Raw genomic sequence first — 14,946 nt, 5'->3', positions numbered from 1 at the left:
TTCATGGAGGAAAAAACAATGCAAATAAAGGCTGAACAAATACAAAAAATCATCGGTGGAAACGTATTATTTGAAGGATTGCAACTGGAAGTCAATAAAGGGGAACATGTAGCGATTGTTGGTGTGAATGGTAGTGGAAAAACAACTTTACTGCAATTATTAGCAGGGCTCGATACACCTGATGCTGGTCGTATTATTAAAAGTAAAGGAGCAACTATTGGCTACTTACACCAAATTCCAAGCTATCCTTTGCTTACTGTTAAAGAAGTACTGGAGGAAGCATTTGCTGACATCTACAAACTGAAGGCAAAAATGACAACACTGGAACAGGCAATGCAAGTGAATAGTACAGACAAAGTGTTACAACAATATGGTCAAGTTCAGGAACAATTTATGCTGCAGGGGGGCTATGAAGTCGATGCGCAATTAGCTACTATTGCAAATGGACTGAACATTACATCTTTACTTCCTGTGCCCTTTGCAAGCATAAGTGGTGGCGAAAAAACAAAGGTAATGCTAGGTCAAATGCTTTTAAGTAACCCATCTATTTTACTTTTAGATGAACCAACCAATCATTTAGATATGCAAGCAATTGAGTGGCTTGAACAGTATGTACAACACTTTGCTGGCATTGTCATTGCTGTTTCGCATGATCGTCAATTTATGAATCAAGTAGCGCAAAAAATCATTGAAATTGAGGATAGAGAGGCGTTTACCTATGCAGGAAATTATGATGATTTTACTGCACAGAAAGAAGCGAAAGTTGAACAGCAATTTGCTGAATATGAGGAACAGCAAAAGAAAATTAAGAAGATGCAAGAAGCGATTAAACGTTTAAGACAGTGGGCAAATGAAGCGAACCCACCGAATGCCGCATTGTTTCGCCGTGCTAAAAGTATGGAAAAGGCACTGAATCGTATAGAACGAGTTAAAAAACCTTGCACAAAAAAGAAAATGAATCTCGCCTTAACGATGGCTGAACGTAGTGGGAAAGAAGTGATACAAATGACAGCGATAAGTCATGCATTTGATAATCCATTATTTAACAATATTCATCTATCGGTCTATTTTGGAGAACGTCTCGCGATTGTAGGCAATAATGGCAGTGGAAAGTCGACCTTATTAAAAATGATGTTAGGGGAGATTGTACCGAATCAAGGAGAGTGTAAAGTAGGTAGTAGTGTAAAAATAGGATATTTATCGCAGCAATTTGACCATGAAAATCCTGCTATTCGTTTAATTGATGCCTTTCGGGAATGTGTATCCGTATCAGAAGCAGAGGCACGTCATTTGTTAGCACAGTTTCTGTTTTATGGATACGATGTCTTTAAGAAAGTGAAGGACTTAAGTGGTGGGGAAAAGATGCGTCTGCGTCTCGCACAATTAATGCATGAAGATATTAATTTACTCATTTTAGATGAACCGACTAACCATTTAGATATAGAAGCAAGAGAGGTATTAGAAGACACCCTTGAATCCTTTACAGGTACTATTATTGGTGTATCCCATGACCGCTACTTCTTACAAAAAATCTTTACAAAAATTGCATGGATTGAGCAAGAAACGATTTATGTATATGAAGGGGATTATGAATGGGCAAGAACAAAGCATGCCCTCGTTGAGCAAGTGCCTGAAGTAAAAGTGGATAGCAGCACAAAGACAAAAGATCACAGTGATAAAGAACTCCCAATTGAAGAACAAATTGAAAAAGTAGAATTTAAATTAAAAGAACCTACACTTGCTAAAGAGCAACGTCAAAAATTGGAGCAACAGCTAGAAGCTCTATATGTTAAATGGTTGGAAGGAGGAACAACACATGCATAAGCTCCAAGACATTATGCAGTTAGACATTGACTATATCAATGAGTTTAGTGAGATGGAACGGTGTCCGGAAGGAGTATTTTTTTACAATAAGGAAATGCCTATGTACTATGACGCCAACCATGCACATATATGGAAGAGAGTAGAGCAAGCAGAGACATTTTTAACTAATGTAAAACAATTCTATCTCTCAAAAGGGTTAATTCCGAGAATGTATTTATATAATGTTGAGGAAAATCATCACTGTGTGGAGGCATTATCATCACATGGTTTTCAATATGAGTCTTTTACGGATGACATCCAGTGTTGGAATGGCGAATTTGTTATATTACCGCATAATCCAGCGATTCGCATTGAACGTGTGACAGATGCAAATGTACAAGAAGCACTAGAAGTAGAAATGACTATCTCTACATTTGGTGAGCCTGCTTTAATAAAAAGGGCGTTCGAAAACATGTACTGTTCACCGCATTTTACGTACTATTTATTAAAAATAGATGGTGTTGCTTGCTGTACGGCCAATTTGTTTCTATCTGGTCGTCAAGGTCGAATAGAAAGTGTCGCAACATTAGAAAGCTATCGTGGAAGAGGATTGATTGGTTATGTATTGCAACATATTCAAAAAGAAGCTGTTAAAAATAACTTAGAACATCTTTGGCTATTGCCTATTAATGAGCAAGTCGCTAAAGTATATGAAAGGGCAAATTTTTATTCTTTTGGTAAAATAAAATCAATACATGCATTTACAGAAGGGAAAACAATTCAAGAAATAAGGTCTGCAAAATAAGTAAATTTTTGAAGGTAAATTACTTGAAAAAAAGTGGTATTCGATTTATTGTCTTTAGAGATACTTGTTAAATGGACTTGGAGGATATGGAATGCACGGAATTTATATACGCTACAATGTCTCAGAAAAAAACCAAGAAGCAAAATGGCCCCGAAAAGTGGATGCATTTGCGTATGTTCAACGAGGAAAACCACAACAAGATAATGACAACATGCTTTCAATGGAGGAGCTAAGAAGTCATGCAATCCGATATATTAAAAGTTTAAAAGAAAATGCGAGTGCCCATTTAGTAGAGCAACATAAAGGGGAAATTGAACATTTCGATCGCCGCTATATGGAGTCGCTAAAAGTCAAAGAAAATATCGATTCACAGCTTATTAATCTTGAAGAAGTTCGCTTATTATTGCAATTGATGAATGTATTGAATTTATCGCATAGTTTTGGTGAAAATGCTGGAAAGCTGTTACGTCAAATTACGCCATATGCAAAAGATATAGAGCATCCTACTTTCCAAACTACGCGAGTTGAGCGTCATTTTTATAGTGAAATGATTGAGCAAATAGAAGCAATATATGCACGTATTATGCGTCAGCACAATCCATCCACGACAGAAATTCAGCAATCAGAAAAATTATGGATTAGCGTTTGTGAGCAAGCAATTGACAAAGTAGAAGCACGCATTGAGCGCTTATCTTCTATTAAATTAAAGCATGAAAAAAATTTATTAGAGTATAGTCAGTTAAAGCAACAAAACATTGAGGCAAAGGAACGATTAGACCACGCTGTCAATGAACTTGATACGATTTTAAATGTACTAGAATCCTAAGCTGCTATATACAAAAAAGGCATGTTGCCAATTAGTGTTCATTGCTAATTGGCAACATGCTTTTATTTTGCATTATTTTTTTCTGCTTCTTCACGCTTCCATTGGCGATAAACTCGTAATAAGTCAAACCCTAGTACAATCACGATAAGATAGAAAATAGGGCTATTATAAGATAAGCCAATTTCGGACTCGCCACCTAATAATGTGAGCACAATCCAAAGACCAACTGTATAAAGTGTTAAACCAGCATATGCTTTTTTGGATAGCTTTTTATATGTACCTTTTGATGACACTAGATTTATACCTACTAGGACAATTAATATAACAAGAATAATTTTCTTCGACAATATTTCTGCTAACGGAGTGGCAGGGAAAAAATCATTGACGAATAGTAAAGTGAAAAAAATGAAAATACAAACATTAATAATTGTTGATCGCTTCATGCAATATCTCCTTCGATGCCTTTATTCTTTTCTATTGTAACATGGTTTGAGTTTGAGAAATAAAAATACGCAAAAGAATGAGAAGGGATTAATGCTAGCTTCTTAATTTTAAAAATTTTGATAATCTTAAAAATTATGAAACTTTTTCCTTAGGGCATCCGTATAGTAGGTAATATGATGAAAAGGGGTGAACAACTTGACGCTATTTGGCTATTCACTCGAGCAAATTTATTTGGTGGTGTTGATTTTCGCGGGACTTGCAACGATTTTGTTTATGTTTTTCGGCGAAGTAGTCGAGGGCATTGGGGATGGTCTACCGATTTTTAATCCAAGTGTCATTTTATCATTCTTCACATTGATGTCAGCAGCTGGATTTATATTAGAAAAGTTAGCCTTTTTCTCTAGCGCATGGAACATAGGTGTGGCTGCTATCATCGGCGTGATTTTAAGTGCCCTATTTTATTTATTTATTCTTGTTCCACTAAAATCAGCGGATGTTTCATTAGCCTATACGGAACAATCTCTTGAGGGGCAGTTAGGTAAAGTGATTGTACCAATACCAGAAGATGGCTTCGGTGAAGTTGTTATTGAGACAACGAGCGGTATGATTGCAAAGCGCGCAGCAGGCTATGACAATGAGGTCATCGATTATGATTCGACCGTCCTTGTTGTTGAAGCGAAGGAAGGCACTCTTTTTGTAAGAGCCTATGAAAAAAAGTTTATATAAAGGAGAGATACAGTCATGTCAATGGAGATTTTAATTGTCTTGGGAATTGTAGCATTTATTTTAATCGCACTAGTGGCACTGTATGTAACAAAGTATCGTACAGCGGGTCCTGATGAGGCACTGATTGTGACAGGTAGCTATCTTGGCTCAAAAAATGTACATAAAGATGAGTCAGGAAACCGTATTAAAATTATTCGTGGGGGCGGTACATTTGTCTTCCCAATTTTCCAGCAAGCACAACCATTAAGTCTATTATCAAGTAAGTTAGAAGTAACAACGCCTGAAGTTTATACAGAGCAAGGTGTTCCCGTAATGGCGGATGGTACAGCGATTATTAAAATTGGTGGTTCCATTTCAGAAATCGCTACAGCGGCTGAACAGTTTTTAGGAAAGCAAAAGGCAGAGCGTGAAGGGGAAGCACGTGAAGTATTAGAAGGACATTTACGTTCTATTTTAGGATCAATGACAGTTGAGGAAATTTATAAAAATCGCGATAAATTTTCGCAAGAGGTACAACGTGTAGCTTCTCAAGATTTAGCGAAGATGGGTCTTGTCATTGTGTCCTTTACAATTAAAGATGTGCGCGATAAAAATGGTTACCTTGATTCACTAGGGAAGCCTAGAATTGCACAAGTGAAACGTGATGCAGATATTGCAACTGCCGAGGCAGAAAAAGAAACGCGCATTAAACGAGCAGAAGCATCAAAAGAAGCGCAAAAAGCTGAGCTAGAACGGGCAACAGAAATTGCGGAAGCGGAAAAAGAAAATCAATTAAAAGTGGCGGAATTCCGTCGTGAGCAAGATATAGCCAAAGCTCGTGCCGACCAAGCTTATGAATTAGAAACTGCACGTGCGAAGCAGGAAGTAACAGAGCAAGAAATGCAAATTCGCATTATTGAACGTCAAAAGCAAATTGAATTAGAAGAAAAAGAAATTCTACGTCGTGAAAAGCAATATGATTCAGAAGTGAAGAAAAAGGCAGATGCCGACCGCTATGCAGTTGAGCAAAATGCAGAGGCGGAAAAAATGCGTGAGCTTGCACAGGCAGATGCGGAAAAATATCGTATTGAGTCGTTAGCGAAAGCGGAAGCGGAGAAAATTCGTTTAGATGGTATTGCGAAAGCAGATGCTGAGCGTGCACAGGGTGAAACAGATGCCGATATTATTCGTCTTCGTGGTCTAGCGGAAGCGGAAGCAAAACGTAAAATTGCGGAAGCCTTTGAATACTACGGTCAAGCAGCTGTCCTGGATATGGTTGTACGCATGATGCCTGAGTACGCAAAAGAGCTTGCAAGTCCACTTGGCAATATTGACAAAATTACAGTTGTTGACACGGGTAGTGGAGAAGGAGGCAGTGGTGCGAACAAGGTCACTTCTTATGCAACGAATTTAATGTCAACCTTGCAAGAAACATTAAAGGAAACTTCCGGTATTGATATGAAGGAGTTAATCGAAAGCTATGCGGGCAAGCATACATTGCGTCCAGAGCTTGAGCGTATTGCAACGGAGCTAGTGAAAAAGCCAGAGCCTGTTGCGACGACAGAACAAGTAAAAGAAACCGTCGAACAATAAACATTGAGAAAAGCTACCTAAAACTTCGGGATTAGGTAGCTTTTTTATGTTAAGTGGAACTTTTAGTGGCGATGGATGAAGTAATAGTGGCGCAAAGCCAAATACTATTAGCGACGAATATCGTTACCCAATAGTACTGATGCTGATGTCCATTCGCTCGCAAGCATGCCGTAAACGACGTGATCGACATAGTGATCGTATAGCCATTCTGCCGCGCGAATGGTTCCTTCCGTTTTAAAACCAAGTCGCTCTGGAATCGCGCGACTTTTTGTATTGCCAACAGCAGCACGGATTTCCACTTTGTTTAACTGGAGCTCGACAAAAGCATACTGTAATAGCGCTTGTACTGTTGTTGTCATAATGCCATGTCCTTGAGCATCTGCACTAAGCCAATAGCCAATGGCTGCAATTTTATTAGCATGATTGATCGTATTAAAACCCGCAATTCCTACAATTTTATCGCGGAAAATAATCACAAAGGACATACTACTTTTTGTTTCATAACCAGCAATACAGCCTTCTATATAGCTTTTTGTATCCGCTAGTTCCTTTGTAAAATCTAACCATGGTAACCATTCACGTAAATATGCTCTCGATGTATCCGTTAGTGCGAAAACCGTTTCTGCATCATCAAGCGTGATGGTTCTTAACATTAGTTCGTGATTGATTGTAATCTGCATTGGTATTGTAGCCCTCCGTTTCGATAGTTTATTTCAAGGCATTATGCATGAAGCCCTTCATTTCTTGACTTAAGGTTGTAAGTTCGTCGATAATTTCACTAAAATCTTGGACAAGTTGTGCTTGTTCATTAGTCGCATCGGAGATTTGACCCATGTTTTTCTTTAAATTATCAAGATTTCGAGTAATATTGCGCAGAGAAGCTTCAATATTTTCCGTGGCACTTGACGTTTCAAAAGAAAGCTTTCTAACTTCCTGTGCTACGATATTAAAACCAGCTCCATGCTGACCCGCACGCGCAGCTTCAATCGAGGCATTTAAGCCAAGTAAATTTGTCTGTTGAGAAATGTTTTTTATTAAATCTGTGACATCATTTGTTTTTTCAGAATCTTCTAGGGCATGTTGTGCCTGTTTATTAATTTCCTCACTAGTGGCAGCTAACTCCTCCGAATGAGAGGCGATGTTATGTACTTTATCTTGAAGGTTATAGACGATACTATCCATTGTATTCATATAATGTTCGAGTTTTAGCTCATTGTCGATAGGAAGTCCAAACGCTAGAGCGCCAATCACTTTGCCATTTTCTCGAATTGGAAATGCAAAGGCGTTAATGGCAATGCCATATACATCCTCGGGTATGATGACATCTGCATTTTTTCCAGTAAAGGCGATGTAAACATTTTGATCATTTGCATTTACTTGTTGCCCATCTACATAACCTGAGTCAACACGTTTGCCTGCTAAGTATTTTACAACTGTTTCACTTTCTTTATCAACGACAGCTACAATGGCTTCTTCTTTTAATGCAAGATGGATATAGTGCGCTGATTGTGCTAAAGCTTCGATTATTTTCATGAAATACCTCCAAATTGTAGAATAACAGTCATTATATTACTCACTGTAGCATATAAACGCCGAATTCAACATAGCAAAAACATGCATTTAACATTAAATCACTATTATTTCTATTAATTATATTAATTGGAAAAAATAGAAAGAACACTATTTGGCAACGTATAGAATTGTCAAATGAAAATGGTAGAAAATATAAAGAAGCTCTTTAATTTTGTCTATTTTTCGACAATCCACACTGTATTTTGGAGAATATTGTATTAGAATAATAGATAGATGGACTCGTAAATGGAGGAGATTGAAATGGAGTATATAGAGAAAGGAACAAAGGCATTCCACAAAGCAAATTGGGCTTTATTTTTAGCAGGCTTTATTACCTTTGCGAATTTATACGTTTCGCAGCCATTGTTACCGACATTTGCAGAGGAATTCCATGTCTCGCCAGCAGTAGCGAGTTTGTCACTATCGGTGACCACATTGTCACTGTCGATTAGTATGATCATTGTTGGCTCATTATCTGAGGCGTGGGGTAGAAAGTCATTAATGACGATTTCGATATTTGCAGCATCCATTTTGACGCTAGCACTCGCTTTTTCACCAAATTTTGAAACCATATTAGTATTGCGTGTTATTCAAGGTGTTGTATTTGCAGGCTTACCAGCAATTGCGATGGCTTATTTAGGAGAGGAAATGAACCCATCTAGCCTAGGTATTGCAATGGGACTTTACATAAGTGGCAATTCTGTAGGTGGTCTTAGTGGACGTGTCATTATTGGTACATTTACAGACCTTTATAACTGGCAGGTTGGTATGATTGTACTTGGTATCATTAGCTTAATCATTAGTGTGTTATTTGTCTGGATGCTACCGAACTCGCAGCATTTTTCGGCACGGCCGTTACAAATAAAAGCTTTAACCAAATCACTTATGCAGCATTTAAAGGACCCATCCATGCAGTGCTTGTTTGCTATTAGTTTTGTGCTAATGGGAAGCTTTGTAACACTTTACAATTATATCGGTTTTAAATTAATGGCACCTCCCTATCATTTGAGTGCCACAATTGTCGGTTGGATATTTGTAATTTATTTAGTTGGGACATTTAGCTCTGCGTGGTTTGGCAGTTTAGCTGATCGTTTTGGGCGTCAGAAAATGTTATTGTTAGCCATTGCAATTATGCTAGCTGGTGCCATTATTACTCTACAAGGTCTACTTTTCTTAAAAATAGTAGGAATTACAGTGTTTACCTTTGGTTTTTTTGCAGCCCATTCAATCGCAAGTGGATGGGTGAGCAAACGAGCTACTCATGATAAAGCACAAGCATCGTCTTTATATTTATTTTTCTACTATTTTGGCTCTAGTGTCGGTGGAACGGTAGGAGGCATATTTTGGATGCATTTTGGCTGGATGGGTGTGGTTGCCATGATCACGGTCTTTTTAGTCATTGCTTGTGGGCTAACATTTGTTTTAAAAAGCGTTATTGCCAAACAACGGTTCCTTACTGGGCATTAGCGTGAGGTGCTAAGTTAGTGTTACAACTAGGCATTAATAAAAGCAAAGAAAAAGTGTTAGATTGATTGTCGTCAATCTAACACTTTTTAGGTGTTAACCCATTATATTATAGCCTGCGTCAATATAGATTGTTTCGCCTGTTACACCACGTGATAAGTGAGATAACATCACGATTGTCATATCAGCTACTTCATCTTGTTGAACATTACGTTTTAACGGTGCTGTCTCTTCAATTTTGTGTAAAATTGTATTAAATGAAGGAACGCCTTTCGCAGCAAGTGTACGAATAGCACCTGCAGATATTGCATTGACACGGATATTGTCTTGACCAATATCGGCAGCAAGGTAGCGCATAGATGCTTCTAATGCTGCTTTGGCAACACCCATTACGTTGTAGCCGTCAAGTACACGTTCTGCACCTAGGTAACTCATTGTTACAATTGAGCCGCCTTCTGTCATGTATGGATGTGCTGCTTTGGCTGTAGAAATAAGGGAATAGGCGCTTGTATCTTGGGCAAATGCATAGCCATCACGAGTTGTTTCTAAAAAGCGATTGTGTAAATCTTCTGCATTGGCAAATGCTACTGAGTGCACAATACCGTGGATAACCCCAACTTTTAAACCGATTTCATCGAATGCTGATTTTGTGCTTTCATCACTGTTCACATCGCATTGCACAACAAGAGCATCTGCATGTCCATAATTTTCAAGTTGTTTTTGTAATTTTTTTAAAGAACGTTCCTGACGATATGTGAAAATCACGTTTGCCCCTACATCAAATAAACGTTTAGCAATCCCCCAAGCAATACTGCGATCGTTTGCAACGCCCATTACGACAATATTTTTATCTTTTAATTGTAATAAATTATCCATCATTTATAAGAATCCCCTTTACGAAATAATATCTGTTATTAGTACCAACTACTAAAATCTTATCATACATAAATTATGGTTGCAATAATAAGATGAAAAGGGCATAAAATTGATTTCAATGCGTTCTTCAATTCTAGGAATCATTGAGATTGTTAACGGTGAATCCATGCAAAAAGGCATCCTTTATTGGATGCCTTTTTAGTAAGGTATAGACTATTCGAATTTTAAAGAGTCGCCGTCAAAAGGTTCGTCAGCCACTTTGATAGAATCAGTTGGGCAACCTTCAAAAGCATCTTGCATGTCTTCTAGTAGATCTTCTGGAACTTCAGCAGTTCCCATGTTATCATCTAAAATAACGAAGGCAATTCCTTCATCATCATAATCATAAATATCTGGTGCTGCGGCTCCGCATGCGCCACAAGCGATGCATGTATCTTTATCAACAATTGTGTATTTAGCCATTTCTTTCTCTCCTTTTACGATGTTCCTACAAAGCTTCATACTCATTTTAAAGATGTTTAACTGACATTTCAACCTAATACTATTAAATTGGAGGAATTTGCTTCAATGTTTTATCAAATTTTATTGCAAATCTTTCAAAAACTAAATAATGAACGAACCGTATCAGCGGCCTATCATATCCTTAGAGGAAAGCGTTCAGGCCAGACAATTCAAGATGTGGGACTGTTTCAGTTACATAACTATTTTGGATTACTCCCAAAATTACCTCGTGCGACATTTGATGAAGCTGTTTCTACCTTTTTGCAATATAGTTGGTTAATTATGCAGGAATCAGGTCACTATTCCATGAAAAAGCTAGGTTTACAGCGGGCAGCGCAAACACCAACTTTTTTATTTGACGGTTGGCATTATCGAGGAAATGAACATGTGTTTTTTGCGCGGCTTTCCTTAGTTGTACAAAGTTTGTCCTATCAAAAAGAGGGAATTCGGTCATTTTCACCAATTAGTAAGGATACGCAAGTACAATCATGGGTACGTGCTTTTTTACAAGATCTGCAGTATCAATCAGGGCATTTGCAACAGCAATTACTGGATGAATGCTTGCGTGTGTTCGCAACACTAGCCGTTTCTGAAAGTAATAAGCAACTTGCCCTTTATCGATTGAGTGGCTATAGTTTACCAGGTTGGACATGGCAGCAACTTTCCATTGAACGCAAAGAAACGGTACTTGATAGTCAATTAGCATTTATTGAGTTACTACATACACTATTGAATGAAGTGCATGCAACAAACAACTACCCGTTGCTTGGCAAAATAGCAGAAGAATTGCGAGTAAAGGCATTGTTGACAGATTCGACACAGCAAACCGCCTATTTATATGAACAAGGGTATTCAATTGAGCAGATTGTTCAAATTAGAAAGTTGAAACAAAGTACAATTGAAGATCATTTAGTTGAAATAGCAATGAACGAACCGAACTTTTCGATTGGTCCGTTCGTCTCTTATGAGGAAGCGGAAAAAGTTTGGCAGGCATCCAAGCAATATCAAACAAAGAAATTAAAGGCATTGCATGAAGTGGTCAATGACTTGAGTTATTTCCAGCTCAGACTTGTCCTCGCGAAAGGAGAAGTATAATGGAACTAGAGCAAACATTAGCAAAGTATTTCGGTTATGCCACCTTTCGACCAGGGCAAAAAGAGGTAATTGAAGCAATTCTTAGCGGGAAAGATGTTATTGCATTATTGCCAACAGGCATGGGTAAATCATTGTGCTATCAGTTGCCCGCTTATTTATTGCAAAAACCAGTGTTAATAGTGTCTCCGCTATTGTCTTTAATGCAAGATCAAGTAGAGCAACTGAAGCGATTTGGTGAAAAAAGGGTAGTAGCATTAAATTCATTTTTAACAGTAGAAGAAAAACGATATGCTCTCCATTTTTTAGAACAGTATCGCTTTATTTTCACATCGCCGGAGATGTTGTTACAACAACAGGTACAGGAGAAGTTAGCAAATATGACGTTAAGTCTTATTGTTGTGGATGAAGCACATTGTATCTCGCAGTGGGGATTTGATTTTCGTCCGGATTATTTGCGCATCGGCGACTGGTTTTCACAAGGTAATCGTCCCCCTGTATTAGCGTTGTCTGCGACTGCAACTGAAAAAGTAGTAAAAGATATTCATGCTACACTATCACTGCATGCACCGTTTGAATTTATGTATAATGTTGATCGTCCAAATATTCACCTCGGACGTATTCTTTTCGAGGATAGGGGCGATAAAGCAAGATGGATAGTGGAGCATGTAAAAAAAACCGCTGGACCAGGTATTTTATATTTGTCATCACGCAAGCGTGCTGAGCAATATTGTGAACTGTTTATGCAAGCGGGTTTGCGAGCTGCCGCATATCATGCTGGCTATAGTGCGGAGGATCGTCAATTTATTCAACAGCAGTTTATCGATGGAGAGTTAGATTGGATTGTGGCGACCAATGCGTTTGGCATGGGCATTAATAAGGGAGATATTCGACAGGTGATACATGAGACAATGCCTGCCAATGTTGCGAATTATATGCAAGAAATTGGGCGCGCAGGTCGTGATGGTAAACCTGCACTTGCGATTTTACTTTACAGCGATGGTGACGAGGAACTGGCGAAATTTGTAGTAACAGGAGATTTACCGTCATCTAGTCATGTCGATCGCTATCAAGAGCTTGTATTGCAGCGTATTGCCCCCACTCAAATGTTAAAAAATGGTGAGTTGAGTGAAACAGCCTTTCGTGTGCTAGATTATTGGCTCCATCAGGAACCTGAAGAACGAGTAAAAGCACGACTTCGTCATTTTGCACTTGAAAAATATCAGGCAGTGGATGAAATGTTAAAAATTATAAAGACAAAAGATTGTTTGCGCGAGCAACTTGTCGGGTATTTTGGGCAAAAATTGAAGAAAAAACCTGAAAACTGTTGTGAAAATTGTGGAATCCATTATGATGAAATCAATACAGTACGCATGAAGGAAGAGAAGAAAGTAGAAATGATGGCGTGGGAAAGTCGATTAAAACAGCTTTTAATAAGCGACTAGACTAAACTTACGGTCATTTACTTTTTTCGCAAAATTCGTCATAATAGAATGATAGAAGAATGCGTAGCAAGGTTGGAGGAAAGTCGAATGAGTAAAGAAGACTATCGTGATAAAATCGAAGAACATCGTCAGTCATTTGAAGAAGAACAACAAGAACAGCAAAATCTATCTAGAGTTTCAAGAATGAATAAAAATGGAAGTAATAACAAAAAGCCGAAAAATACAAAACAACGTAAATTTCCTTTAATGACGATTCTTTTTGTTACATTTATCTTAATTCCATTAACTATATTAATTTATTTTGTGCAATTCTATGATCCTGGTAAAACGATTGAAGAAGCTGAAAAAGATACGATGGATGCTGTTGTAGAAATTGATAAGACTGACGGAAAAGCGGAAGCATCTACATCAGCAGATAAAGAAAAAGATGATAAAGCAAATGAACAAGCAAAAGAACAAGCGCAAAAAGATGCTGAAAAGCTAGCTGCACAACAAAAAGCTACTGACGAAGCAAAGAAGGCAGAAGAAGCGAAAAAAGCTGAAGAGGCGAAAAAAGCGGAAGAAGCGAAGAAAGCACAGCAACAGGCAGAGGCAGCAAAAAAGGCCGAAGAAGCGAAAAAAGCGGAGCAAGCACGTAAAGTGGAACAAGCTCGTAAAGCCGAACAAGAAAAGCAAAATACGACACCAGTAAAAACACATACAGTTAAACCTAATGAAAATCTATATCGTATTGCATTGAATCACTACGGTGATGGTAGTGAAGCAACGCTAGCGAAAATTCGAGCTGCGAACGGTATGACTTCTGACACGGTAATTGTTGGGCAAGTCATTAAACTACCATAAGAAAAACGGTGTCATTCTTTGGCAACGATGTTTTTCTAGTATAAAATAAAGGACAAACGTCAACACCAACATAAGGTTGAGGCAAACGTCTAATTAGCAAAAAGGCGATTCTATAGCGTATTGAATCGCCTTTTTGCTATCGTAAGGAGAAGTGAGGGAATGCTATATATTGGACTATTTCTTTTAATAGTTATCGCCTTCCTACTCTACATGTGGAAGGTCGCGCACGAAAATAATGTGTTGCATCATCAATTATCACTTAAAGGTCAACCAGAAAAGATTCGACTATTTTTTATTTCAGATACGCATTTACGGAAAATAAATCGCTCAATGATTGAACGATTAGAAAGTACATTTGATGCGGTCATCATCGGTGGAGATTTTGCAGATGGACGCACGCCGATTCAGCGTATTCATGAAAATCTTGATTTATTGACACCGTTAGGTCCTACTTATTTTGTCTGGGGAAATAATGATAGAGAAGTGGGCGAGGAGCGACTTCGAGCTATTTTACAACAGCATGGTGTAAAGATTATCGCCAATGATGCTGTGTTATTGCCTAATAAGAACCGCTTTTGGATAAGTGCGATTGAAGATACTTCGACAATGAAATATAGTTTTGATGCTGCTTTTGAAAAAGTGGGTGAGGAGGATTTAGTCGTTTTTATTTCACATAATCCAGGTGTCTTTGCCCGAGTAAGAGCAAAATTTAGAGCTGACTTAATGATTGGTGGACATTTGCATGGTGGGCAAATACGAGTGGGGCCATATGGGGTGCATCCGCTAGGCTCCTATCGACAACGTGAAGGCATTATGACGCTCGTAAGTAATGGCTATGGTACAACTTTATTGCCATTACGTTTAGGCGCGAAACCAGAGTGTCATATTATTGACATCGATATTTCGGATAAATAAACAACCAAAAATGTATAGAAGGCGTATAATGGAAACGATAGTGGATTTTGAAATCATTTTGT

15 protein-coding genes are annotated in these 14,946 nt (G+C 38.1%); 10 read left to right on the top strand and 5 right to left on the bottom strand.

Going from position 1 to position 14,946, the window contains the following annotated elements:
- The first annotated feature begins 18 nt into the window (after positions 1 to 18).
- The 3 genes from abc-f to LS41612_RS15810 all read left to right on the top strand — a co-directional run bounded on the left by abc-f (position 19) and on the right by LS41612_RS15810 (position 3,434).
- Positions 19 to 1,824, top strand: coding sequence for a ribosomal protection-like ABC-F family protein (gene abc-f, locus LS41612_RS15820; RefSeq protein ID WP_024362367.1), 1,806 nt, complete (start codon positions 19 to 21; stop codon positions 1,822 to 1,824).
- Positions 1,817 to 2,608, top strand: coding sequence for a GNAT family N-acetyltransferase (locus LS41612_RS15815; RefSeq protein WP_024362366.1), 792 nt, complete (start codon positions 1,817 to 1,819; stop codon positions 2,606 to 2,608). The genes abc-f and LS41612_RS15815 overlap by 8 nt, the downstream gene beginning before the upstream one ends.
- Before the next feature lie 91 nt (positions 2,609 to 2,699).
- Complete coding sequence (locus tag LS41612_RS15810; RefSeq protein ID WP_024362365.1) at positions 2,700 to 3,434, top strand: hypothetical protein; 735 nt, start codon at positions 2,700 to 2,702, stop codon at positions 3,432 to 3,434.
- 62 nt (positions 3,435 to 3,496) lie between these two features.
- Here the strand turns inward: LS41612_RS15810 and LS41612_RS15805 are convergent, their stop codons facing one another.
- Positions 3,497 to 3,877, bottom strand: coding sequence for a hypothetical protein (locus LS41612_RS15805; protein WP_024362364.1), 381 nt, complete (start codon positions 3,875 to 3,877; stop codon positions 3,497 to 3,499).
- A gap of 196 nt (positions 3,878 to 4,073) precedes the next feature.
- Between LS41612_RS15805 and LS41612_RS15800 the strand changes: the two genes are divergently transcribed.
- Together LS41612_RS15800 and floT are read left to right on the top strand one after the other, a co-directional pair.
- Positions 4,074 to 4,604: an NfeD family membrane protein gene (locus tag LS41612_RS15800; RefSeq protein WP_024362363.1), complete on the top strand. Its 531-nt coding sequence runs from the start codon at positions 4,074 to 4,076 to the stop codon at positions 4,602 to 4,604.
- Between the two features lie 15 nt (positions 4,605 to 4,619).
- A complete protein-coding gene (gene floT, locus LS41612_RS15795) occupies positions 4,620 to 6,176 on the top strand; it encodes a flotillin lipid rafts scaffold protein FloT (protein WP_024362362.1) in 1,557 nt (518 codons plus the stop codon).
- A 107-nt stretch (positions 6,177 to 6,283) separates the two neighbouring features.
- On the opposite strand, the gene LS41612_RS15790 is transcribed toward floT, so the two are convergent.
- Together LS41612_RS15790 and LS41612_RS15785 are read right to left on the bottom strand one after the other, a co-directional pair.
- Positions 6,284 to 6,856: a GNAT family N-acetyltransferase gene (locus tag LS41612_RS15790; RefSeq protein ID WP_024362361.1), complete on the bottom strand. Its 573-nt coding sequence runs from the start codon at positions 6,854 to 6,856 to the stop codon at positions 6,284 to 6,286.
- A gap of 28 nt (positions 6,857 to 6,884) precedes the next feature.
- Positions 6,885 to 7,709, bottom strand: coding sequence for a methyl-accepting chemotaxis protein (locus LS41612_RS15785; RefSeq protein WP_024362360.1), 825 nt, complete (start codon positions 7,707 to 7,709; stop codon positions 6,885 to 6,887).
- A gap of 300 nt (positions 7,710 to 8,009) precedes the next feature.
- On the opposite strand from LS41612_RS15785, the gene LS41612_RS15780 reads away from it, so the two are divergent.
- The gene (locus LS41612_RS15780; RefSeq protein WP_024362359.1) at positions 8,010 to 9,215 is read left to right on the top strand and encodes an MFS transporter; all 1,206 of its coding nucleotides are present in this window, start codon (positions 8,010 to 8,012) and stop codon (positions 9,213 to 9,215) included.
- A 93-nt stretch (positions 9,216 to 9,308) separates the two neighbouring features.
- On the opposite strand, the gene fabI is transcribed toward LS41612_RS15780, so the two are convergent.
- A complete protein-coding gene (gene fabI / locus LS41612_RS15775; RefSeq protein WP_080653312.1) occupies positions 9,309 to 10,091 on the bottom strand; it encodes an enoyl-ACP reductase FabI in 783 nt (260 codons plus the stop codon).
- 210 nt (positions 10,092 to 10,301) lie between these two features.
- The gene (locus LS41612_RS15770; RefSeq protein ID WP_024362357.1) at positions 10,302 to 10,550 is read right to left on the bottom strand and encodes a ferredoxin; all 249 of its coding nucleotides are present in this window, start codon (positions 10,548 to 10,550) and stop codon (positions 10,302 to 10,304) included.
- 105 nt (positions 10,551 to 10,655) lie between these two features.
- On the opposite strand from LS41612_RS15770, the gene LS41612_RS15765 reads away from it, so the two are divergent.
- From LS41612_RS15765 to LS41612_RS15750, 4 genes are all read left to right on the top strand, one after another.
- A complete protein-coding gene (locus tag LS41612_RS15765) occupies positions 10,656 to 11,684 on the top strand; it encodes a YpbB family protein (RefSeq protein WP_024362356.1) in 1,029 nt (342 codons plus the stop codon).
- Entirely contained in the window at positions 11,684 to 13,126 is a 1,443-nt protein-coding gene (locus LS41612_RS15760; protein WP_024362355.1) for a RecQ family ATP-dependent DNA helicase, read from the top strand. The genes LS41612_RS15765 and LS41612_RS15760 overlap by 1 nt, the downstream gene beginning before the upstream one ends.
- Positions 13,127 to 13,213: 87 nt before the next feature.
- On the top strand, positions 13,214 to 13,969 hold the full coding sequence (locus LS41612_RS15755; RefSeq protein WP_024362354.1) for a LysM peptidoglycan-binding domain-containing protein: 756 nt from the start codon (positions 13,214 to 13,216) through the stop codon (positions 13,967 to 13,969).
- 159 nt (positions 13,970 to 14,128) lie between these two features.
- Positions 14,129 to 14,884, top strand: a complete 756-nt coding sequence (locus LS41612_RS15750) for a metallophosphoesterase (RefSeq protein ID WP_024362353.1) — start codon at positions 14,129 to 14,131, stop codon at positions 14,882 to 14,884.
- Positions 14,885 to 14,946: the final 62 nt, after the last annotated feature.

Origin of the sequence: Lysinibacillus sphaericus, from assembly GCF_002982115.1 — a bacterium.
Taxonomy (GTDB): Bacteria; Bacillota; Bacilli; order Bacillales_A; family Planococcaceae; genus Lysinibacillus; species Lysinibacillus sphaericus.
Note: the sequence above shows the minus strand (reverse complement) of the source record. Positions and strands in the feature narration are given on the sequence as shown.

What these genes read in the sequence shown, in the direction of transcription:
- LS41612_RS15765 (WP_024362356.1), top strand. Translation starts at nt 10,656, where the DNA reads ATGTTTTATCAAATTTTATTGCAAATCTTTCAAAAACTAAATAATGAA.
- LS41612_RS15810 (WP_024362365.1), top strand. Translation starts at nt 2,700, where the DNA reads ATGCACGGAATTTATATACGCTACAATGTCTCAGAAAAAAACCAAGAA.
- floT (WP_024362362.1), top strand. Translation starts at nt 4,620, where the DNA reads ATGTCAATGGAGATTTTAATTGTCTTGGGAATTGTAGCATTTATTTTA.
- LS41612_RS15755 (WP_024362354.1), top strand. Translation starts at nt 13,214, where the DNA reads ATGAGTAAAGAAGACTATCGTGATAAAATCGAAGAACATCGTCAGTCA.
- LS41612_RS15770 (WP_024362357.1), bottom strand. Translation starts at nt 10,550, where the DNA reads ATGGCTAAATACACAATTGTTGATAAAGATACATGCATCGCTTGTGGC.
- fabI (WP_080653312.1), bottom strand. Translation starts at nt 10,091, where the DNA reads ATGATGGATAATTTATTACAATTAAAAGATAAAAATATTGTCGTAATG.
- LS41612_RS15780 (WP_024362359.1), top strand. Translation starts at nt 8,010, where the DNA reads ATGGAGTATATAGAGAAAGGAACAAAGGCATTCCACAAAGCAAATTGG.
- LS41612_RS15790 (WP_024362361.1), bottom strand. Translation starts at nt 6,856, where the DNA reads ATGCAGATTACAATCAATCACGAACTAATGTTAAGAACCATCACGCTT.
- LS41612_RS15805 (WP_024362364.1), bottom strand. Translation starts at nt 3,877, where the DNA reads ATGAAGCGATCAACAATTATTAATGTTTGTATTTTCATTTTTTTCACT.
- LS41612_RS15760 (WP_024362355.1), top strand. Translation starts at nt 11,684, where the DNA reads ATGGAACTAGAGCAAACATTAGCAAAGTATTTCGGTTATGCCACCTTT.
- LS41612_RS15785 (WP_024362360.1), bottom strand. Translation starts at nt 7,709, where the DNA reads ATGAAAATAATCGAAGCTTTAGCACAATCAGCGCACTATATCCATCTT.
- LS41612_RS15750 (WP_024362353.1), top strand. Translation starts at nt 14,129, where the DNA reads ATGCTATATATTGGACTATTTCTTTTAATAGTTATCGCCTTCCTACTC.
- abc-f (WP_024362367.1), top strand. Translation starts at nt 19, where the DNA reads ATGCAAATAAAGGCTGAACAAATACAAAAAATCATCGGTGGAAACGTA.
- LS41612_RS15815 (WP_024362366.1), top strand. Translation starts at nt 1,817, where the DNA reads ATGCATAAGCTCCAAGACATTATGCAGTTAGACATTGACTATATCAAT.